Source organism: Halomarina oriensis (assembly GCF_009791395.1).
Classification (GTDB): domain Archaea; phylum Halobacteriota; class Halobacteria; order Halobacteriales; family Haloarculaceae; genus Halomarina; species Halomarina oriensis.
This window is the reverse complement of the sequence record NZ_WSZK01000014.1, coordinates 65,626-87,566: the sequence shown is the minus strand read 5'-3', so window position 1 is coordinate 87,566 and position 21,941 is coordinate 65,626. Positions and strand designations below refer to the sequence as shown.

At 68.7% G+C, this 21,941-nt stretch carries 19 protein-coding genes; 16 read left to right on the top strand and 3 right to left on the bottom strand.

What is annotated here, in order from left to right; genetic code table 11:
• Positions 1–58 precede the first annotated feature (58 nt).
• Together GQS65_RS06450 and GQS65_RS06445 are read right to left on the bottom strand one after the other, a co-directional pair.
• A complete protein-coding gene (locus GQS65_RS06450) occupies positions 59–3,406 on the bottom strand; it encodes a M14 family zinc carboxypeptidase (protein ID WP_158203848.1) in 3,348 nt (1,115 codons plus the stop codon).
• A 164-nt stretch (positions 3,407–3,570) separates the two neighbouring features.
• Positions 3,571–4,815 (bottom strand): molybdopterin molybdotransferase MoeA, encoded by a 1,245-nt coding sequence (locus GQS65_RS06445; RefSeq protein ID WP_158203847.1) that lies wholly within the window; start codon positions 4,813–4,815, stop codon positions 3,571–3,573.
• A 122-nt stretch (positions 4,816–4,937) separates the two neighbouring features.
• Here GQS65_RS06445 and GQS65_RS06440 point away from each other — a divergent pair, with 122 nt between their 5' ends.
• From GQS65_RS06440 to msrB, 14 genes are all read left to right on the top strand, one after another.
• Entirely contained in the window at positions 4,938–6,137 is a 1,200-nt protein-coding gene (locus GQS65_RS06440; RefSeq protein WP_158203846.1) for a cytochrome P450, read from the top strand.
• Positions 6,138–6,326: 189 nt separating this feature from the next.
• Positions 6,327–8,924, top strand: a complete 2,598-nt coding sequence (locus GQS65_RS06435; RefSeq protein WP_158203845.1) for a bifunctional metallophosphatase/5'-nucleotidase — start codon at positions 6,327–6,329, stop codon at positions 8,922–8,924.
• 93 nt (positions 8,925–9,017) lie between these two features.
• Positions 9,018–9,803 carry a GIDE domain-containing protein gene (locus tag GQS65_RS06430; protein ID WP_158203844.1) on the top strand — a complete coding sequence of 262 codons (786 nt, stop codon included), beginning with the start codon at positions 9,018–9,020 and terminating at the stop codon, positions 9,801–9,803.
• 97 nt (positions 9,804–9,900) lie between these two features.
• Positions 9,901–10,257: an Hsp20/alpha crystallin family protein gene (locus GQS65_RS06425; RefSeq protein ID WP_158203843.1), complete on the top strand. Its 357-nt coding sequence runs from the start codon at positions 9,901–9,903 to the stop codon at positions 10,255–10,257.
• Between the two features lie 92 nt (positions 10,258–10,349).
• Positions 10,350–12,284 (top strand): ABC1 kinase family protein, encoded by a 1,935-nt coding sequence (locus tag GQS65_RS06420; RefSeq protein ID WP_158203842.1) that lies wholly within the window; start codon positions 10,350–10,352, stop codon positions 12,282–12,284.
• 75 nt (positions 12,285–12,359) lie between these two features.
• Positions 12,360–13,427 (top strand): aminotransferase class I/II-fold pyridoxal phosphate-dependent enzyme, encoded by a 1,068-nt coding sequence (locus GQS65_RS06415; protein WP_158203841.1) that lies wholly within the window; start codon positions 12,360–12,362, stop codon positions 13,425–13,427.
• Between the two features lie 182 nt (positions 13,428–13,609).
• The gene (locus GQS65_RS06410; protein ID WP_158203840.1) at positions 13,610–13,990 is read left to right on the top strand and encodes a DUF7344 domain-containing protein; all 381 of its coding nucleotides are present in this window, start codon (positions 13,610–13,612) and stop codon (positions 13,988–13,990) included.
• Between the two features lie 84 nt (positions 13,991–14,074).
• Entirely contained in the window at positions 14,075–14,449 is a 375-nt protein-coding gene (locus GQS65_RS06405) for a translation initiation factor IF-5A (RefSeq protein ID WP_158203839.1), read from the top strand.
• A gap of 4 nt (positions 14,450–14,453) precedes the next feature.
• On the top strand, positions 14,454–15,284 hold the full coding sequence (gene speB / locus GQS65_RS06400; protein WP_158203838.1) for an agmatinase: 831 nt from the start codon (positions 14,454–14,456) through the stop codon (positions 15,282–15,284).
• Between the two features lie 263 nt (positions 15,285–15,547).
• The gene (locus GQS65_RS06395; RefSeq protein ID WP_158203837.1) at positions 15,548–16,411 is read left to right on the top strand and encodes a Nif3-like dinuclear metal center hexameric protein; all 864 of its coding nucleotides are present in this window, start codon (positions 15,548–15,550) and stop codon (positions 16,409–16,411) included.
• A gap of 58 nt (positions 16,412–16,469) precedes the next feature.
• Positions 16,470–16,862, top strand: a complete 393-nt coding sequence (locus GQS65_RS06390; RefSeq protein ID WP_158203836.1) for a hypothetical protein — start codon at positions 16,470–16,472, stop codon at positions 16,860–16,862.
• Between the two features lie 59 nt (positions 16,863–16,921).
• A complete protein-coding gene (locus GQS65_RS06385) occupies positions 16,922–17,989 on the top strand; it encodes a deoxyhypusine synthase (RefSeq protein ID WP_158203835.1) in 1,068 nt (355 codons plus the stop codon).
• A 316-nt stretch (positions 17,990–18,305) separates the two neighbouring features.
• Positions 18,306–18,869: a hypothetical protein gene (locus tag GQS65_RS06380; protein WP_158203834.1), complete on the top strand. Its 564-nt coding sequence runs from the start codon at positions 18,306–18,308 to the stop codon at positions 18,867–18,869.
• 26 nt (positions 18,870–18,895) lie between these two features.
• Positions 18,896–19,312, top strand: a complete 417-nt coding sequence (gene msrB / locus GQS65_RS06375; protein ID WP_158203833.1) for a peptide-methionine (R)-S-oxide reductase MsrB — start codon at positions 18,896–18,898, stop codon at positions 19,310–19,312.
• A gap of 45 nt (positions 19,313–19,357) precedes the next feature.
• On the opposite strand, the gene GQS65_RS06370 is transcribed toward msrB, so the two are convergent.
• Complete coding sequence (locus tag GQS65_RS06370; RefSeq protein ID WP_368279895.1) at positions 19,358–19,510, bottom strand: DUF7557 family protein; 153 nt, start codon at positions 19,508–19,510, stop codon at positions 19,358–19,360.
• A gap of 292 nt (positions 19,511–19,802) precedes the next feature.
• Between GQS65_RS06370 and GQS65_RS06365 the strand changes: the two genes are divergently transcribed.
• Both GQS65_RS06365 and GQS65_RS06360 read left to right on the top strand, forming a co-directional pair.
• The gene (locus GQS65_RS06365) at positions 19,803–20,231 is read left to right on the top strand and encodes a GIY-YIG nuclease family protein (RefSeq protein ID WP_158203832.1); all 429 of its coding nucleotides are present in this window, start codon (positions 19,803–19,805) and stop codon (positions 20,229–20,231) included.
• Positions 20,232–20,287: 56 nt separating this feature from the next.
• On the top strand, positions 20,288–21,922 hold the full coding sequence (locus GQS65_RS06360; RefSeq protein WP_158203831.1) for an FAD-binding oxidoreductase: 1,635 nt from the start codon (positions 20,288–20,290) through the stop codon (positions 21,920–21,922).
• The last annotated feature ends 19 nt before the right edge of the window (positions 21,923–21,941 follow it).

Here is a 21,941-nt window from a genome sequence, read left to right as displayed (position 1 = left end):
GGCCGGGACCGTGTTGTGGCTGCTCATACGACGGGTCCGGACGGACGGTACTTCGGCTTTACGCGCTCTCGACCCAGTGACCGACGCCGTCGTCGGCGTCGTCGGCGTCGTCAGACTCGCCCTCGTCGGCCGCGGTCTCGCCGTCCCGGCCGAACGTGGCGACGACCTCGCCGTCGCGGAGGCGACGCTGGGTGTGGCCCAGTGCGTTCGCCAGGACGGTCAGCCCCAGGAACGAGACGGCGTAGTCGTGCAGGCCGAACGGGTGGAGCGCCTCCTGTGTGGCCGGCGGGAGCACCCCGCCGACCACCTGGACGCCGCCGTCGAGCGAGCCGAGCGCACCGAGCGAAACCAGTTCCTCGGTCGTCGCGGCCACCTCGCCGCCCGCGCTCTCGAACGTCGCGGTGTCGACGAGCGTCATCGGCGCGTCGTCGCCGATGGGGTAGCCGAGCGGCGCGACCTTGTACAGCTCGCGCTGGATGGAGCGCACGTCGCCGAGCAGCGGGTGGTCGCGCTTCCGCCCGAGGTTGGCGACGACGAACGTCTCGGGAGTCACCGCGTCGGCCGGAATCGCGTCGGCCCCGGCCGCAGAGAGGTTCGCCAGGTGGTTCACGCCCGTGTCGGTGAGGACGAGGTTCCCGCCCGCCTCGACGAACGCGTCGAGCGCCGAGACGTACGCTCCGTCCGTCGCGCCGTCGGCGTGGATGACGACGAGGTTGTCGTACGCGAGGGAGTCCCCGTCGAGCAGGTCGCCGTTCGCCACCTCCTCGATGCCGACGGCGTCGAGCGACCCGTCGGCGTACTCGGCGTACTGCTCGAAGAACTCGAACGGCGTCACCTCGTACTCGCGTTGCTGGTAGCCGAGAATCGCCTCGGGGTCCGGCGACGACGCCGACTGGAGCGTCGCCACCGAGACGCCGACGGACGCCCGGTCGGGGGTGGCGCTGTCGACGACGACGGTCCACTCGCCGGCCGTCGGGTCCGTGACCGTCCACACCGCCGGACGGTTCGTCCGGGAGGTCGCGGGGTCGTGACTGCGGACGACCGACCCGTCGGGACCCTGCAGCGTCGCCCCGTCGAACCGGCCCCGAGTGACGCCGTCGACGCCGACGTGGAGCGTGCTGCCGGCCTCGACGGTCGCGGTGAACTGCGAGCGACCCCCGCCCGGAACCGACAGCGTCGTCTCCTGGCGGGAGAGCGTCGACCGGTCGTCCCCGTCGTCGCCGAGGCCGTCCGCGAGGCTGACCGTGACCAGTTCGGAGTCACCGGCGTCGAGCGTCACCGTCCGGTAGTCGAGCAGTTCCTGGTCGGCGGCGTCGGCGCGGTCGAACGTGGTGTCACCGTCGGGCAGGTCGTAGCCCGCGAGGGTGAGCGTGACGCCCGCACAGTCGGCGTCCTCGGAGACGCTCACGTCGAGGGTCGCCTCGGCCGTCTCCGGGTCGTAGTCGACGGCGTCGTACGTGACCGCACACCCGCCGAGCGTCTTCGTCACCTCGCCGTCCGGGACGGTGACCTCGTTGGTCACGGTGCCGTCGGCGAGGACGGTCGTCGCCTGCAGGAGTCGGCCCTGGTCGCGATAGAACCCGTCCGCCTCGGCTCCGAGGTCCTCGATGACCTCGCCGACGGCGACGTCGATCTGGAACGCGACGGGGGCCGAGTCGTCGCCGCCGTCGCCGTCGTTCCCATTGCCTGTGCCGTTGCCGTTTCCACCGTTCCCGTTGCCGTTCTCCCCGTCGCCGTTCCCGTCGTCGGTGAACGGGAGGTCGCCCGACGAGCGAGTGAGCGCGTCGGTCGTCACGTAGGCCGTCGAGCGCCCCTCGGTGGCGATTTCGGTCTCGATGGTCGTGGTCGCCTGGTCCGCGAACGTCCGGATGAACGTGCGGTAGCCGGCGACCTGCGTCTCGACGTTGCCCGGGACGAACTGCATCTGGTCGCCGACGCGGTTGTCGAACGACATCTCCGGCGACATCGAGACGAGGTCGAGACCGCCCAGTTCCTCTGGCGTTGCGAACCAGCTTCCGAACGTCCCGGTCGTCGTGTAGCTGATGGTGTCGTAGATGGTCCCGTAGCTGAACGACGTGTCGGGGAACGTCGCGTCGTCGGTTCCGATGAACTCGCGGAAGGCGTCGCGGTTCTCCTCCAGCAGCGGGCCGACGCTCTCTTCGAGACGCGACCCGAGCACCTTGTTCAGTTCGTAGAGGTCGTGAAGCTCCCGAGCGTCGTACTCGGTGTTCATGATGAGTCCGAGGATGTACTGTTCGGAGTCGAACATCCCGTGGAGGTCCGTCCCGTAGTTGAGGTTCTCGTAGTCCCGCAGGAACTCGACGACCGAGAGCGCCCCGGGAACCAGGTCGGTGTATCGCTCGGGGACGTCGTCGTCGACGCCGGGCGTGTCGTCTTCGAGGTTGCTCCCGTCGGGTTCCGCCGGGTTGTGCGTCGGGTCGATGTAGCCGACCGTCGGCCACTGCCGGTTCATGTCGAGTTCCGTCCCGGTCTGCCGACGGAACGCGTCGACGCGGACCAGGTCGTCGTCCTCGACCTCGTCGCCGCTGAAGTACTCCGGCGAGGGGGCGACCCAGCCGTCGGGGTTCGGGAAGAGGAACACGAGCACCACCTCGTCGAGCATCCCCGCGAGGTCCTCGTCGTCACCGACGAGCACGTCCTCGATGGTGCGAGTCCCGGCTTCGACGCCCGAGCGCTCGTCGCCGTGGATGGACAGCGAGTAGAGTATCTTCTCCTTCTCGGTGAACGCCGCCTCGTCGCCGACGTCGTTGGTCACCTCCGCGACGTAGATGGTCTCGGGGTCGACTTCGAGGTCGTAGGTGTTGTACCAGCCGGGGCTCTCACCGAGGCCGGTGACGCGCAACCGGTCGGCGTGCCGTTCTCCGAGGTACTCCATCCCCGCGATGGCCTGCTCGTACCGGACGTAGTCGATGGACTCCTCGGGCGTGGGGAACACCCCCTGTGGGTAGTGGTCGAGTTTCCAGAACGGCGTCGACCCGGGGGCGTACTCCACCCCGGTGAGTCCCGGGACGCGTTCGGCGTCCTCCCCCAGGCCGAGGACCGACTCGACCTGCGAGGGCGTCAGGTCGGCGTGGGCCGCCGTCGTCGGGTCGGTCGTCGTCCGGACGGGGGCATCGAGTGCGCCCAGTCGCTCGAAGGCGGCGTCGTCGTCGAGGGAGAGTAGCGTCGGAATCGCCCGGTCGCTCGGCGTGTGCCGATAGACGTACACGAACAGGTCGGTGATGGTCGCCTGCTGTCGTCGTGGCGAGGCGAAGTCGCGGAACGCCTCGCCGGGGATGGCGAGACCACCGCCGAGGCCGGCGGAGGCTCGCAGGAAGTCGCGGCGGGTCGTGGTACTGTCGTCGAATGCTGTACTGATTCGGTCGAGTCTGTCGTTGTTGCTCATGGCTGTCGATAGTGGTCGTCGGAACGGTCGGTCGCCGTCCGGTGGTCAGCGAGGGCGAGCAGGGCGGGGCGTCGCGTGGCAGATGTTGCCAGCCACAGAAACTCGCACCCGGAACGTACAAAGAACCAATTGGGTATCGAGGATAGTTTCTCTCCGCCGTGTAGTTAGACGAACCGCTCCCAGTCCTCGACGGATACCGTCTCTCCCTCCGCGATACCCTCGCGGGACTCGGGGACGACGACCCAGCCGTCGGAGAGCGCCACCGACGAGAGGACCCCCGACCCGCTGGCTCGTGTCGGCGTGGCGAGGAGTCGGGGGGCGTCGTCCGCTCTCCCGTCTTCGCTCTCCGAGAGGCGTACCCGGACGTAGGTCCGTACGCCCGGTTCCGAGCGTATCTTGCGGTCGAGTCGCGCCTCGCGGGTGGGGTGGGGGGTGTCGGGGAGGTGGCCAGCACGCTTCGTCGCGGGCCGCAGGAACTGGACGGCGTTGATGATACACGCGACCGGGTAGCCCGGTAGCATCACGACGGGCGTCTCCTCGACGACGCCGAGCGCACACGGGTGGCCCGGCTTGAGCGCGACGCCGTGGACGAACGTCTCACCCAGGTCACCGACCACGTCGGGTATCAGGTCCCGGTCGCCGACCGACGACCCACCCGTGGTCACCACGACGTCGGCGTCGAGGTCACGCTCGATGGCGGCGGCGAGTGCGTCCTCGTCGTCGGTCACGACGTCGCGGTAGCGTGCCTCGCCGCCCCAGCGCTCGACCAACTGCGAGACGGTCAGTCCGTTGGTCTCGATGACCTCGCCCGGAGCGGGGTCGGCTTCGACCAGTTCCTCGCCGGTCGGAATCACGGCCACGTCGGGCCGGTCGAACACCTCGACCGTCTCGACGCCCGTTGAGCGGAGCAGACCGAGGTCCGAAGGTCGCAACTGGTGGCCGACGTCGTAGAGATGCTGGCCCTCGGTCACGTCCTCGCCGACGGGCGCGACGTTCTCGCCCTCCGCGACGGCGTCGAACACCTCCACGTCGTCGCCGAAGCGGTCGGTCTCCTCGACCATCACGACGGCGTCCGCACCGTCCGGCAGGGCGCTCCCGGTGTGGACCCGGACGGCGCTGCCGGGGACGGCGGTGTCGATGCCCGCCTCCTCCGCACGGAGGACGGCGGGCGAGCGCTCGCCCGCGCCGAACGTGTCGCTGGCGTGGACCGCCCATCCGTCCATCGCCGCGCGGCGGTAGTGGGGGACGTTCGTCGCGGCGGTCACGTCCGTCGCCAGCGCCCGGCCCGGCGCGTCGGCGATGGGCACCGACTCCGTCCGTGCGTGTGGGGTCGTCGCGTCGAGTAACCGGCGGCGGGCGTCGACGACCCGCGTGACGGATTTGAACCCGGCGTCGCTCACGTCGGTCATACCCACCCGTCCGACGGGGAGAGCAAAAACACCGGTGACCGGTCGCGGTGTCCCTCGGCCGTCGACAGTATCCGAAGCCGACTGGGGGTACGCTGAAGCACGCGGGCGGCCACCGTTCGGTTATGAGTTCCGCAGGCCCGCTGTTGACCTTCCCCGACGCCCTCGCCGCCCGTGAGCGCCGCCTCGACCCGTTCGACTGGTACGCCGACCGTCGTGGGGCGTCGCCGCTCCACTGGGACCCCGACCGGGGGTGTTGGGACGTCTTCTCCTACGACGAGGTCAAACGCATGCTCGGCGACGACGAGACGTTCTCCGTGGACCCGCGGAACGCGTCCGGGTTCCAACCGGCGGGCGACCAGGCGTTCCTGCTGGAGACGATGCTGTTCCAGGACCCGCCGAAACACGACCGCACCCGCGACGTGGTCGACGAGTTCTTCCGCCCGAGCGCGGTGAAGTCACTCGAACCGTTCATCGCCGAGGAGTCCCGGCGACTCGTCGAGGAGGCGCTGGCCGAGCGCGAGGACGACGTGATAGACGTCGTGGACGCCCTCGCCTACCCGCTCCCGGTCATCGTCATCGCCAAGCTGCTCGGCGTCCCCGCCGAGGACCGCGACCAGTTCAAGCAGTGGTCCGACACCATCGTGGAGGGGACCGCCGGCGAGGAGGAGGCCGACGCCGCCGACCTCCAGCAACGGCAGATGGAGGCGGGGATGGCGCTGGCGAACTACTTCCGCGAACTCGTCGCCGACCGCCAGGAGAACCCCGCCGAGGACCTGGTGACCCGCATCGTCCAGGCCGACGCCGACCTGAACGAGACGGAGATTCTCGGGTTCTGTATGCTGTTGCTCATCGCGGGCAACATCACGACGACGAACCTCCTCACGAACGCCGTCCGCATCTTCGGCGAGGAGGCGTACTGGCCCGCGGCCGGCCAGCGCGACACCGCCATCGAGGAGGTGCTCCGCTACCGCGCGCCCGTCCAGTCGATGACCCGCGTCGCCCGCGAGGACCTCACCATCGACGGCAAGCGGGTCGAGGCGGGCGACACGCTGGTCTGCTGGCTGGGCGCGGCCAACCGCGACCCCGCACAGTTCGCCGACCCGGACACGTTCGTCCCGGACCGTCGGCCCAACCAGCACCTCGGCTTTGGCTACGGCACCCACTACTGTCTCGGCGCACCGCTGGCCCGTCTGGAAGCGAGCGTCGCCCTCCGCGAACTCGGGGCGGAGTACGAGGTCACCCCCGCGTGGGGCGACGACCTCGACCCCATCGACAGTTCGTTCCTCCACGGCGTCCGGTCGCTCCCGGTCCGCCTCGACTGAGCGCGAACCGACCGGTCCGGTTTCTGATACGTCTCCCGCTCGTATCGCCCGTTCGACGTGAGCGACACGCGAGGTCGGGAGTCGGGACCGACAGTCACAGCACCCGACCAGTAGGAGTACGGAGGATTACGTTCGTCAGCAGTTCCGCTTTAGTTAATCATAAACCGTGGACACGTGAGAGCCTCACTGATGCGACAGGTATCTGCGTTCCTGATGGTGTGTTGTCTCGTCGTCGCCGGGGTCGCCCCGGCGGTCGGCGCGGCGGCAGTCGACACGACGGCCGACCCCGCGACCACCGTGAACGGTGGGGCGGGACTGGCCGGCCAGGAGACGGCGAACGACTCGACGAACGGTTCGGCGAACGACTCGTGCGCGCGCGACGGGACACGGACGGTGACGCTGCTGACGTACAACGACATCCAGACGGCGGCGGCGCGTGACGGGGACTTCCCGCGACTGGTCCAACTCGTCGGCGAACGCCGAGCGGCCCACGACAACCCCGTCGTGGTGGCCGGCGCGGGCGACCAGGTGGGACCCCACCCGCTGTCGCCGGTGAGTCAGTGGCGTGCTCCGACGGCCGTGTTGAACCTGCTGCAGCCCGACGCGGACGTCATCGGCAACCACGAGTTCGACTACGGCCTCGCGGAGGTGTCGAACTTCACCGCCGAGTCCGAGTTCCCGTGGCTGGCGACGAACCTCGTCAACTCCAGCACGGGCGAGTCGTTCGACGGCACCCAGGAGTACGAGATCGTCGAGCGTGACGGCGTGCGCATCGGCTTCATCGGTCTGGTCGACTACGGCGCGACCTACGGCAAGACGAACATCGACTTCGCCGCCGAAGGCATCACGCTCCAGAACTTCACCGAGGACGGCCCGGCCACCGCCGAGAGGCTGAAAGCGGAGGAGGACGTCGACGTGGTCGTCGCGCTGGCCCACACCGGCATCCCCGAGGCGGAGGAGCTAGCGAACGCCGACGACGGAGCCATCGACGTCATCGCGGTCGGTGACGACGAACTGTACTACCCGCCACAGGAGACCTCCGACACGGTCATCACCGAGGGCCTCGCCCGAGCGCAGTTCCTCGGCGAACTCAACCTCACGGTCGACACCGACGCGAACGACGTGACGTCGTGGGAGGGGCGGCTCATCCAGACGAACACCTCCGGTGTCGAGAAGAACGCGAGCGCCTCCGACATCATCAACGGCTATCGCGCGAACGCGAGTCTCGACACCAACGTCACGTACTCGACCGTGCCGCTGGACGCGACGTTCGCCACGAACTACCACGAGGAGTCGAACTACGGCAACCTCGTGACCGACGCGATGCGCGACGAGGCGAACGCGGACGTCGCCATCACGAACGCCGGCGGTATCCGCTCGGATGGCGTCTACGGCCCCGGCAACATCACGGGCGGCGATATCTTCAGCACGCTCCCGTTCGCCAACACGCTCGTCACGGTCGAACTGACGGGAGCGGAGTTGAAAGCGGCCCTCGCCAGTCAGGTCGTCACGCTGGAGAGCGAGACGGGCCAGAGCTTCGGCGAGGAGATCAGCCAGCAGAGCTCCGGCGTTCGCTTCGAGTGGGTCCCCCACGAGGACGCCGACCCGCAGATCCGTGACGTCTACGTGAACGCCAACGGTCCGGACGAACCGGCCGACTGGCAGGCACTCGACGAGGACGCGACGTACGCCGTCGCCGTCAACAGCTTCATGGCGAACGGCGGGAGCAGCTACCCGCTGGAGAACGCGACCCGCATCTCCGAGAGCGGCCAGTTGCTCGCCGAAGTGGTCATCGACTACCTCGAACCGCGAGAGACCGTCTCGCCGGAAGTCGAGGGCCGGATGCAGCGCGTCGACACCACGCTCGACGCCGCGACGGCCGAACTCGACGGGAACGGCAAGGTCGTCCTCCGGTTCGACGCACCGGGTGACCTGACCGACGTGAACGCGGGGACGTTCGTCCTCGCCACCCCGGACAACGAGACGGTCAGCGCCGAACAGGTCACCGCCAACGGCAACAGCCTCGTCGTGCGCTTCGACGACGCGGCCGTCAGCGACCTCGTCGACTCCGGCGAGTCGAAACTCGACCTCTACGGCGAGTACGACTCCAGCGAGTTCGAGTTCGTCTACTTCGACGCCGCACGCCTCAACGCCGACGTGACGGTCACTGATACGACCGACGACGCCGGGGAGGGTGACGACGGCGACGACGGCGACGACGGCGAGGAGAACGACGGGAGCGACGAGTCCGACGGCACCGAGGACGGAAACGACGCTGACGACTCCGACGACGCCGGAGACTCCGAGGACGCCGAGGATGGCTCGAACGACGCCGAGTCGTCGATGCCGGCCTACCAGATCGACGTCGCGGCCGGTGAGGTCATCGAGACGCTCGGCGACGACGAGGACGACTTCTACGGGGCGCAAGACCGACTGCTCCAGGCGACGACCGTCCTCGCGGACGGCACGGTCACTGGGAGCTACACGGTCCCCGACGGGACGGTCACCGAGAGCCTCGCGGGGTGTGAAGTCACGTACGACGCCGTCGGCTACGACGCCGACACCGGCGACGTCACCCTGACGGTCAGCGTCTCCGAGGACGCCGACTGTGCGGGCGTCACGCTCACCCTCGCGGGCTACGAACTGCCCGGCGACGACACGACGTTCGTCCGCGCCAACGCCGACGACCAGGAACTGCTCGACCACGAGACGGTGACGCTCGACGCCGGTGACTCCGAACTGGTCACCGTCGACCTCGACGGCGACGACGAGTCGAGCGACGACTGAACGGCGACACCGACCGGCCGACGACCCTTCTTTCCGCACTCGTGACCGTCACCGGACCGAAGCTTTAGGCGAGCGTCCGCCTACGATACCGCCATGTCCCTCCAGTCGCTCCCGTTCCCGCCGGTGTACCTCGTTCTCGGTCTGTTCGCGCTCGCCGGCCTCGCCGTCGTCGCCTACTCGGCCCGTGAGTTCTGGGTCGCGTGGCGACTCCACCGGACCGAGCCGACACCGGTCGCTGACGTCCCCAACCGGACGGGGACCGTCGAGGTAGAGGGCCGCGCCCGTATCGCCGAGGGAACGGTGACGACGCCGTTTACGGGGACCGAGTCGCTGGCCTGCGAGTGGCGCGTCGAGGAGGAGCGTCACGACGACGACGGGAGCGACTGGGTAGAGATAGCGTCGGGCGTCCAGAAGGTCCCGTTCCGCGTGGAAGACGAGACGGGGAGCGTCCTCGTCTACCCGGCCGGCGCGGACTTCCGTCTGTCACAGGACGCACGAATCGACGTCGACGGCGGCGAACGGCCACCCGACCCCATCCAGCGGTTCATCGACGCCGAGGACAGCGTCGACGACGAGAACACGGACGTCGAGTTCGCCGGGGTTCGACTCGTGACGGGCGACGACCGACGATACTTCGAGCGTCGTCTGGACCCCGACGAACAGGTGTACGTCTACGGGACGGTCCGGTACGACCCGAGCGTCTCCGAGCGAGCGGGCGAGGTCAACGCCGTACTCGAACCCGGCGGCCTGTTCGTCGTCGCGGACACCGACGGCCGCGGGGTGACGCGACGGGTCGTCAGGGACGCGCTCGTGCCGCTGTTCGTCGGCCTGTTCTTCGTCGCCGTCGCGGTGTTCTTCGGGGTCGTGGTGGTCCCGTGACCGACGAGTCGGTGCGCCGGGGGGCGAGGCCGGCGACCCCGGCGTGTGAACATCCCTCACCGGGGGCTTTTTCGCTCCGGCGGGAGTAGTTCGTGGCATGTCTGCCCTGCGTGACGCGTTGCGAGACCTCCCCGACGCGGTGTTCGCCGACATGCTGGAGTCGGACGACGCCTACCTCGTCGTCGTCGACCTGCCTGGGGCGAGCGCCGAGACGGTCGAGGCACGCGTCGACAACGGTCGTCTCCGTATCGAGGCACAACGCGAGAAGGACCTCCCACGGGAGTTCCAGTACGTCAGCGAGGAGCGCTCGCTGTTCCTCGACGCGACGCTCCTGTTGCCCCCCGACGCCACGGGGAGCGGTGCCGAGGGGTCGATGGACCGCGGCGTCCTCGAACTTCGCCTGCCGAAGCGTGAGACGAGCGTCGACGAGACCATCCCCATCGACGAGAAGTGACCGGTCTCCCTCCCGCCGACCGGGTCGCGAGCACCCGACGGTCCACCGCGAGACGGCCCGCCAGCGGCCGGGCCGACGACGGGAGGCCGTAGATGGCGACCTCCGCCTACCGACGGTTCTTCGTCGTCGCCTACCAGTTCCTCCCGCTGTTGCTCGCGTACGCCCGTGACCGCCGACGGTTCTTCGTCGTCGGCGGGTCACGACAGGTCTCCAGCCGGACCCGCCGCGAGCGGGCCCAGCGACTGCTCGACTCGATGCTCACCCTCGGCCCGACGTTCATCAAACTCGGGCAGCTGCTGTCGACCCGACCGGACGTCCTCCCACCGGAGTACATCCAGGAGTTCTCGAAACTCCAAGACGAGGTGCCCGCCGCGCCGTGGGAGGAAGCACGGGTCGTCGTCGAGGAGGAACTCGGGTCGATAGACGACGCGTTCGACGCGTTCGACCCGAAAGCCATCAGCGGCGCGAGTCTCGGACAGGTCTACCTCGCGGACTACGAGGGCCAGCGAGTCGCGGTGAAGGTCCGGCGGCCGGACATCGAGGACCTGGTGGAGGCCGACCTGCGGGTCATCAAGTTCTCGTTGCCCATCCTGATGCGCTTCGTCGACACCGCGCAGTCGTTCTCCCTGGAGACGCTGGCCGACGAGTTCGCCGTCGTCATCCGTCAGGAGATGAACTACACGCGGGAGGCGGCGATGCTGAAGGAGATAAAGTCGAACTTCGCGGGCAACGACGCGCTTCGTATCCCGGCGGTCGTCGACGAGCGCTCGACGGGCCGGGTCCTGACGATGGAGTACGTCCCCGGGGCGAAGATATCTGAAGTCGAGAACATCGACGAGTTGGGGGTCGACCGGACGCGACTGGCCGAGACGCTCCAGCGGGTCTACCTCCAGATGATAATCGACGACGGGGTGTTCCACGCCGACCCCCACCCCGGTAACCTCGCGGTGCAGGACGACGGGACGCTCGTCTTCTACGACTTCGGGATGAGCGGCCGGGTCGACCCGTTCATCCAGGAGAAGATCGTCGAGTTCTACGGGGCCATCGCCCAGCAGGACATCGACGCCATCCTCGATGCGCTCATCGAGATGGGGACGCTCTCTCCCGAAGCGGACCGCGAGACGATGGCGAACGTGATGGAACTCGCCATCGCCGACGCCAGCGGCGAGGACATCGAGCAGTACCGCGTCCAGCAGATCATCAACCAGGTCGAGGACACCATCTACGAGTTCCCGCTCAGACTGCCGCCGAACCTCGCACTCGTCCTCCGGGTGGCGACGGTGGTCGAGGGCGTCTGTGTCACGCTCGACCCGAACTTCGACTTCATCGACGTGGCGACCGACTACCTCCGGGAGGAGGGATACATCGAGGCCGGGGTCCAGCAGTTCGTCGAGGACCGCGTCGAGGAGGTGAACCAGGCGGTGCAGTCGAGCGTCCGTGTCCCACCGAAACTGGAGTCGACGCTCGACACCGTCAACCGGGACAGCCTCGCGGTCAAGACACGCCTCTCCGACGAGAACCGGGTGATGGAGGAGTTGGCGAAACGGCTCGTCGTCGGCCTGTTCCTCCTGGCGACGACGCTCTCGACGGCGTTGCTCTACGCGTTCTCGACGGTCCAGGCCGCCGCGGTGTCGGCGCTGTTCGCCCTGGGGACGCTCGTCGTCCTGTACCTCTCGTTCCGCGACGACCGGGGTATCCGGACGACGCCGCAGTTCACTCGCCAGAGCATGCGCGAACGCGAGGCGGACGGCAGTGGCGGTCTCGACGGCGCGGTGGGGACGTCGGGCGGCCAGTCGACGATGCCGACCGGTGGGCCCGGCGAGGCCGGCAGGGCCGGGACGGGCGGAACCGACGGGGCCACGTCCAGCGGACCGAGCGGCGACCGGACGCCGACCGACGGTCGGACGGCCGGCGAGCGCACGGGAACGGGGACGACAACCGAGGGTCGCACACGGACCGGCCGGGCCTCGACCCGCCCGGACGGGGAGTCGTCCGACCGACAGTCGGACCGACCCGAGCGGGAGTAGTCGCCGTCGCGGCGAGCGGGCGACGAGCGGCCACGAGCGGCTACCGTTATGTGACGGCCGCTCGCAGCCCTCTCCATGGACATCGAACCGTTCGCGCTGGAGCGGTGGTTCGCTCGCTACGAACACGACGCCGACATCATGCTCGCCGAGAGCGGCATCCGGAGTCTCGACGCCGACCGCTTCGACACCGACGTCGGCGAGTTGGGCTACGTCGTTCCGACGAACGGCGACCCCGAACTGCGAGCGACCATCGCCGAGCAGTACGACCGGGACGCCGCCGAGGTCTGCTGTACCTGTGGGGCACAGGAGGCGAACCTCCTCGTGTTCCTCACGCTCCTCGACGACGCCGACCACGCCGTCGTCGTCACCCCCACCTACCAGTCGCTCCGGTCGGTGCCCGAGTCGCTCGGAGAGGTGACGACGGTGGCCCTCGACCCACCGACGTGGGACCTCGACGTGGAGAGCGTCGCCGACGCCATCCGCCGGGAGACGTCGCTGGTCGTCCTGAACAACCCGAACAACCCGACGGGGCGCTACCTGAGCGAGGAGACGGTCCGGGCGGTGTACGACCTCGCGGCCGACGCCGACGCGTACCTGCTCTGTGACGAGGTGTACCGACTGCTCGCAGAGGACCCGCTCCCACCCGTGGCGAGTATGGGCGAGTACGGCATCTCAACGTCCAGCGTGACCAAGGCCTACGGGCTGGCCGGCCTGCGGTTCGGCTGGCTCGCCGGGCCCGCCGAGGTGGTCGACGCCGCCTGGGACTGGAAGGACTACACCACCATCTCGCCGGGGCAGTTCGGTCAGCACCTCGCCCGGCAGGCGCTCGACCAGCGCGAGGCGATTCTCGCGGAGAACCGCACCGTCGCCGCCGAGAACCGTTCCATCACCCGCGAATGGGTCGAGCGCCACGACCTGTCGTGGCACGACCCGGTCGGTGTCAACGGGTTCGTCACCGTGCCCGACGGGTTCGAATCCGGGGAGGCGTTCTGTCGACGAGTCGTCGAGGAGGAGGGGGTCGTCCTCGCGCCCGGCGAGACGTTCGGGCATCCCGACCGGTTCCGCATCGGCTTCGGTCTCCCGACGGAGACGCTTCGGGAGGGCATCCAGCGAGTCGACTCGGTCCTCCATGACGACCGGTAACGGTGAGCTTTACTGTCTCGTGGTGTGAGTGCCGGGGGCAGGGTTATCTGCATCGAGCGACACTGTACCAAACGTAACTAAGCCGGTTCGCCGTGTCGACTTCCTCACGGCACGCCGTCGTCCGTCTCCGAACGTACTGTCCCACAACGGCGCGAACCGTCGCCACTCCACCACGCACTCGCATGTCAGACTCCCCCCCAAGCGGCCCGGACGCCATGGGCACAGACGAGGTTCTCGCCACCAACAGCCGAGAGGCGACCATCGACGAGACGCTCCGAGTGCTGGCCGACCACGAGCGGCGGTACGTCTGCTACTACCTCCACCGCGAGGGGTCGATGGACGTCGACACACTCGCGCGGTGGGTCGCGGCCACCAAGGCCGGGAGCCACCCGTCGGCGGACGACCTGACGGCGACGGGCGTCGCGCTTCGACACGTCCACCTCCCGACGCTCGCCGACACGGGTATCGTCGAGTACGACCGCGAGGAGGGAGTCGCACGACTCGCGGAGGACGCTCCGTTCGTCCGCGAACTGCTCGCGGTGACGGGCGTCGAGTTGGAGTGAGCGACGACGGGCCGCTCGCCGACCCCGGAGGCACGGCCGAGGACGGTTCAAATTGTTTATCACGCCGGGGTTGATACGCCGGGTATGGCGAAACAGCAGAACGAGGTCCGCGACCTTCAGGAAGGCAGCTACGTCATGATCGAGGACACGCCGTGTGTCATCAACTCCTACAGCACCGCGAAACCGGGCAAGCACGGCAGCGCCAAGGCTCGCGTCGAGGGGAAGGGCGTCTTCGACTCGAAGAAACGCAACTTCACCCAGCCGGTCGACGCGAAGGTCTGGGTCCCCATCATCGACCGCAAGCAGGGCCAGGTCATCAGCGTCGACGGCAACGACATGCAGGTGATGGACCTCGAGACGTACGAGACCATCACGATGCGCATCCCCGACGACTTCGACCCCTCGTCGGACGACGAACTCGAGTACCTGCAGTACGAAGACCAGCGAAAGGTCGTCTGAGGCCATGTTCCCAGGGGCCACTGCCGACCGTACCGACGCCAGGTACGTCGTCGTCGGCGCGCCCCTCGACGTGTCGACGACGTTCCAACCCGGCACGCGGTTCGGTCCGGACCGCGTGCGGCGCTTCTCACGGACCTTCGACGACTACGACCACCACACGGGCAGTCGCTTCACCGACCTGTCGGTCCACGACGCCGGCGACGTCCACGCCTGGGACGACGCCGGCGACTACCTCGCCTTCCTCCGCGGGACGCTCGCGGACGTCCTCGACGACGGCGCGACGCCGCTCCTCGTCGGTGGCGAACACACCGTCACCCGTGCGGGCGTCGAGGCCGTCACGAACGGCGAACACGCCTCCGAGAACCTCACGTTCGTCTGTCTCGACGCCCACCTCGACCTCCGTGAAGCGTACGACGGCAACCCGTTGAGCCACGCGACGGTGACCAGACACGTCCTCGACCACGCCGACCGCGCCGTGATTCTCGGCGCACGCACCGGAAGCGAAGCCGAGTGGGACCGGGCGAGCGAGGCCGACGTCACCGTCGTTCCACCCGAGGCGGTGGCCGACTGGACGCCCGACTTCGACGGCCCGGCCTACCTGAGCGTCGACATCGACGGTGCGGACCCGGCGTTCGCCCCCGGTACGGGGACGATGGAGCCGTTCGGTCTGTCCTCCCGCGAGCTGCACCGCGTCGTCCGTGCGGTCGCACCACGTGCGGTCGGGTTCGACGTGGTGGAGGTCAACGACCGGGACGACGGGCAGGCCGCGACGCTCGCCGGGAAACTGCTCAGAGCGTTCGTCTTCGCTCACGCTGCCGGCACGAGCGACTCCTGACCCGGTCGGGGGGACGGTGCCGTCGCTGGTCGGTCGGTGTCGCGGAGAACGAGCGGATGGGCCTACCGACGGCCCCGGCCGAAGACTCTGCGTGCTTTCCGCTTGATGCGCCGTTTCGCACCGCGTGGGAGTCGTCGCCACACTCGGAACGCCTTACTGAACTTTCCCATAAGGTGTCACCTCGTGTTCGCTCGCACCTGCGAAGCAGGTACCGTCTCCGTACTCCGGGGACCTTCATAACCGTGTGGGCCGCAAGTGCCTGCATGGAACTCTCGGCGCTCTGTCGACGGCTCGACGAGGAACTGCGAACCGACGCGTTCGCCGACCTAGACGCCAGTCCGAACGGTCTGCAGGTGGGTCGCGTGAGCGAGCGACAGCGAACGAACGCGACGACGCCGGAGCGACGCTCCGGCGGTAGTCCCGACGAGCGAGGCGAGTCGGGAGCAGGGAGCGATAGCGACCGGAGGCCCGAGGCGGCCGACGTCGAGCGTATCGCCGTGGCCGTCGACGCCGCCGTGGCGACCATCGAGGAGGCGCTGGCGTGGGACGCCGACTGCCTGCTCGTCCACCACGGCCTCGTCTGGGGTGGCCTCGACCGCGTGACGGGCTTAGAGTACGACCGCATCGCCCCGCTGATTCGCGGTGACTGTGCGCTCTACGTCTCGCATCTCCCTCTCGACGCGCATCCCGAACTCGGAAACGCGGCGGGCCTCGCCGACCACCTCGACCTGAGCGACCGCCGACCGTTCGGCGAGTTGGGACCGGAGCACATCGGTGTTCGCGGGCGGCGGTCGCCGGTCGCTCCCGACGACCTCCGGGAGTCGCTCGCCGAACTCGACACCAACGGCGTCCAGCACCTGGCGTTCGGGCCGGACCGAATCGAGGACGTCGCCGTCGTCACCGGGAGCGGGTCGGACTGGCTCCGGGAGGCCGCCGAGGCGGGAGTCGACGCGCTGGTGACCGGCGAGGGGAAACAGCAGGTGTACCACGAGGCCCGGGAGGCGGGCGTCCACGTCTTCCTCGCGGGACACTACGCGACGGAGACGTTCGGGGTCCGGTCGCTGGCCGAGACGTGCGACTCCTGGGGGTTAACCACGTCCTGCATCGACCATCCCACTGGACTGTAGCCACCGTGCGGGTGTAACGGGTGCTTAGATATACGGGTCGCAGTGTTCAACCGGACGTATGTCGACTCGCAGGCAGTCACGACTCGCACTCGGTCTCGCGTTGGCGTGTCTCGTCGTCACGTCGGGCTGTATGGGACTGGGCGACCTGGGGAGCTCCATCAACTTCAACCGCGCCGAGAGCGTGAGCTACTCCGCCGAGGTAGTCAGTGAGGCCCCCGAGGAGGCGACCGTCATCTCCACGAACGACGACCTCGGGAACGCGAGCGCGCTGATGCCCCTGTTCTCGAAGGCCGTCGAGAGCGACGGCGGCTACGCGAAACTCGACCTCCGAGGGAGCGACGCCGAGAACGTCACCGGCGCGATGCAGGAGTTCCCGGTCTACAACGACGGTGGCCGCGTCTTCTACTTCGAACACGAGGGGGCCGTCCTCCGGGTCTCCCGACTGAGCTGAGCGCAGTCGACCCGACGGCGGTTCCCAGCGTTCAAGTCCTCCTCCCGCACACTCCTCGTATGAGCGACGGCCACGACGAGGACCACGCGACCGACGGGCCGGACGGCGGGGCCGGCCACCCGCACCACGAACCGCACCGCGAGGCGTTCGCCCACGACCCCATCGGGCACACGAGCGTCCACGCCGGGATGAGCGTCGGCGAGTTGGTCGAGCAGTACGGCCACGCCGGTATCGGGGCGGCGGCGGTCCACGACGCCGCGGACGTCTACACCGAGATGCTCGCGGACGAGGAGTGTACCGTCTTCCTCTCGCTGGCGGGAGCGATGGTTCCCACCGGGATGCGCCGAGTCGTCTCGGACCTGATTCGGGACGGCCACGTCGACGCGCTGGTGACGACGGGCGCGAACCTCACCCACGACGCCATCGAGGCCATCGGCGGGAAACACCACCACGGGAGCGACGGACAGGAGGGCAAGACCACCCGCGAACACGACGAGCAGTTGCGCGACGAGGAGGTCGACCGCATCTACAACGTCTACCTCCCACAGGAGCACTTCGCCGCGTTCGAGAGCCACCTCCGCGAGGAGGTGTTCCCCGTCCTCGACGAGGAGGGAACGGTCACTATCGAACGGCTCTGTGCGGAACTCGGCCGCGCCAACGGCGAGGTCAACGAACGCGAGGGTATCGATGAGGACGCGGGCGTCGCAGCGGCCGCCTACGAGTGTGACGTCCCCATCTACTGTCCGGCCGTGCAGGACTCCGTTCTCGGGTTGCAGGCCTGGATGTACTCTCAGACCGCCGCGTTCTCGCTGGACGCGCTGAAGGACATGACGCCGCTGACGGACCTCGCGTTCGACGCCGAGCGGGCCGGCTGTCTGCTCGTCGGTGGCGGTGTCCCGAAGAACTTCACGCTCCAGACGATGCTCGTCACGCCCGGTGCGTACGACTACGCCGTCCAAATCACGATGGACTCGCCGTCGACCGGCGGGCTCTCGGGGGCGACGCTCGACGAGGCACGCTCGTGGGGGAAGCTGAACGAAGACGCCCGGAACGTCACCGTCCAGGGCGACGCAACGGTGTTCCTCCCGTTGCTCGTCGCCGCGGCGTACGAACGACTCGACGAGTAGCGACTCGCGGACGACCGTCTCTCGGGGGGCGACGTGAAGAGACGGAGAGTGGCCACCGTGCATGGGAGTGTCGACCGTCGGTCGGACGCTTCGCGCCCGACCCGCTCGACGGCGTCGCCATCGACCGTCGACAGACCAGTGACCACCGTCCGCAGCTCGTACTGTTACGTGCTACCATATAACAATACTCATCGTTCCGTTCTGTCAGCGACAGTTTCGACGGGTGACGAGTGACGTCGTCCTCCTCCGTGACCGGTTCCGCCGGCGACGGCGAGCGGGGGCGGAAGATACTTGTCCGCCACCGAGAACGACGGGTATGCACCGCCGCCGGTTCCTCGTGGCCGCGGGGTCGGCCACCGTCCTCCCGTTCGCAGGCTGTGTCACCTCCGCAACGACCGAGTCGCTCGGTCCGCCCGACGAGACGACCAGCTACGAGTACAACCACTCGTATCGGTACCGCGTCGGAACGCCCGAGCGGGTCACGCTGGACGTGGAGTTCGGGCGGGAAGACGGTCTCCTGTCGCTCAAAACGGTGTTGACCGCCCACGACGTGCTTCGCCACGACGAGTACCGAATCGAGGTCGACACCGACCCGTCGACCCGGCCCGGAGGAGCGAGTGCCCAGGTGTGGACGACCGGCGCACTCGTCGGCGGGACGACCATCGAGCAGTCGTTCTTCAGTGGCGCGACGGTCACCGTCGACGGCTACGACGACCAGAGCGGTGGCATCGCGCTTCCGCTCCGCATCGACCGCGAGAACACGGGTGACGACGTTCGCCTCGACGTGTCGGCGACGTTCGGGACCGGCGACACGCTGGAGACGACGTACGAACTCACACACGAGGAGACGTACGCCGTGCCCACGCCCGCCACGGATTGATACGCCTCCGGTGCCTACCACTGCGCATGAGCGATTCCGACGCCGAGACCTACGACCTGCCCGAGACCGACGAGGAGTGGCGCGAGATACTCACCGACGAGGAGTACCGTGTCCTCCGGGAACAGGGGACGGAAGCGAAGTTCACGGGCGAGTTCATCGGGAAGGACGAGGAGGGCACCTACGTCTGTGCTGGCTGTGGCACCGAACTGTTCGACTCGGGGACGAAGTTCGACAGCGAGGGCTCGGGTTGGCCGAGTTTCTACGACGCCGCCGAGGGGAGCGTCGAACTGAAGCGAGACAGCTCCCACGGCATGGTCCGCACCGAGGTCGTCTGTGCGAACTGTGGCGGCCACCTCGGCCACGTCTTCGACGACGGACCGAACCCGACCGGGAAACGGTTCTGTATCAACTCCGTGGCGCTCGACTTCGAGGAGGAAGACTGAGCAGTTCGACCACGTCCTCGACGACGGCCTCCACCGTGAGAGTCCTCACCCCGACTCGTCGGGGCCGGTCGCCATCGACCGTTCCTCGGCCTCGTAGATACTGACGAGTTCCGAGACCACGTCGTCGTACGTCTCGCCGTCCGTTCGCAGGCCGTCGAGTCGTCGGACCGTCTCCTCGTGGAGTTCTATCTGTGGCACGTGCGACCGTAGTGCGTGAGAGTGGGTAAACGGCGGGCCTGCCGACAGGTCCTCGCCGTCCCCTCTCAGTGACCGGGACAGACCACGAACCCGCCCGGTGGACAGCGTAGCGGGAGTCTCGGCGGTTCGCCGTCCGGTGCCTCCTCGTCTTCCGGTTCGTCCGATGGGTAGACCGGTACTGGCATCACTCGCCACCTCACGCGTGCTAGCACGACACTCGGTGAAAACTGTTGTGCCCGTGTCTCGCCGAGGTCGTCGGGGAACTCTTGTGCCCGCCACACCGAGGCGCTGTATGGACGGCGGAGGGACGTACACGCTCCTCGTCACGCTCGACGAGGACGCTCGTATCGCGTTCGGCGCGGCCGGGGAGCGTGCTCTGCCAACGGGGACGTACGCCTACGTCGGGACGGCGCTCGGCCCCGGCGGGTTCTCACGGGTCGAGCGCCACCGCGAACTCGCACGCGGGGAGCGCGAGACGCGCCACTGGCACGTCGACTACCTGCTCGGTCACCCGTCCAGCGACGTGGCGTCGGCCGTCACGACGCCCGACGTGGACGCGGAGTGTCGAGTCGCCGGCGCACTCGGTGAGCGGGTCACACCCGTCACCGGCCTCGGCGCGTCGGACTGCACCTGTGAGACGCACCTGTTCGGCCCCGCGGAACCGGACGAACTCGGGGGCGCGGTTCGAGCGGCCCACGAGGCCGTCCGCGAGGACGGCTGACCCGGCGGGCCGCTCGGGGACCACAGTGTTTTGTCGGCGGCGACAGAGCATGAGCCATGTCATCAGACGCCGGCCTGAGTCGCTGGGGGTGGGGCCACGCCGACCGGGAACCGACCGAGTCGGAGCGTCTCGACCTGAAACGGCAGGTCGAGACCCGACTGGGCTTCCCGGAGCGCCCCCTCCTCTCGATGCCCGACGACGACCCGGAGGTTCCCGAGTCGCGTGTCGACCCGCCGTTTCACTTCTGTACGACCGACCCCGACGCTCGCGCCCGCCACACTTACGGGAAGGGGTACCCCGACCTCGTTCGGGGGTTCCACGGCGAGTACGGCCCCGCACCGGACGCCGTCGCCCGGCCGGAGGCCGCCTCGGAGATTCCCGACCTCCTGCTCTGGGCGAGCGAGGAGCAGGTCGCCGTCGTCCCGTTCGGCGGCGGGACGAGCGTCGTCGGCGGTGTCGAATGCACGGCACCGCGGTACGCCGGTGTGGTCTCGCTCGACACGCGCGAACTCGACGCGGTGCTCGAAATCGACCACACGTCGCGGGCGGCCCGCGTCCAGGCCGGCGCGACCGGTCCGGAACTGAACGCGCAACTCGCCGAGGAGGGACTGCAACTGCGTCACTACCCCCAGTCCTACGAGTTCTCGACGTTCGGCGGGTGGGTGGCGACCCGCGCGGGCGGACACTTCGCCACGCGCTACACCCACATCGACGACTTCGTCGAGTCGGTCCGGGCGGAGACCCCCGTCGGCCCCCTCGAAACGAGACGCCTGCCCGCCTCGGGTGCGGGACCGGACCCGAACCGGTTCCTGCTCGGCAGTGAGGGCGCGTTCGGCGTCATCACGGAGGGGTGGGTCCGTGTCCAGCCACGGCCACGCCACCGCTCGCGGGCCACCGTCCGGTTCGACGACTTCTGGGACGGCGTGGCCGCGACACGTGAGGTCGTACAGGCGCGACTCTCGCCGGCGAACTGCCGCCTGCTCGACCCCTCGGAGGCGATGCTCAACGAACTGGCCGACGACGGGTCCTCGCTGCTCCTGCTCGGCTTCGAGTCGCTCGACGGGCCGACCGCGGGAGATCTGGAGCGCGCGCTCGCCAGCTGTGCCGACCACGGTGGCGAGTGGGACGACCCCATCCACCGGGGACCCAGCCACGAGGGGGACGCCGGGGGGACGGGCGCGACCGCCGACGGCGACGGGGACGACGACGAGCGTTCGGGGACCGAAGGCGAGTGGCGTTCGTCGTTCGTCGAGGCTCCCTACCGGTTCAACACGCTGGTCAGCATCGGTGTCCTCGTCGACACCTTCGAGACGGCGGTGACGTGGGACCGCTTTCCCGACCTGCACGAGGCGGTCCGGGAGAACGTCGGCGCGGCGATGCGCGAGCAGTGTGGCGCTGGCTTCCTCTCCTGTCGGTTCACCCACGTCTACCCCGACGGCCCCGCGCCGTACTACACGCTGCTCGCGCCCGCGGAACCGGGGACCGAACTGGAGCAGTGGCGACCCATCAAACAGGCCGCATCGGACACGCTCGACGCCTTCGGCGCGACAAGCACCCACCACCACGCCGTCGGCCGGGTCCACCGCGACCACTACCACCGCGAGATTCCCGACTCGTACCTCGACGCCCTGCGCTCGATGAAGCGGACGCTCGACCCCGAAGGCATCATGAACCCCGGTGCGTTGCTCTGAGTGTCGACCTCCACAGCGA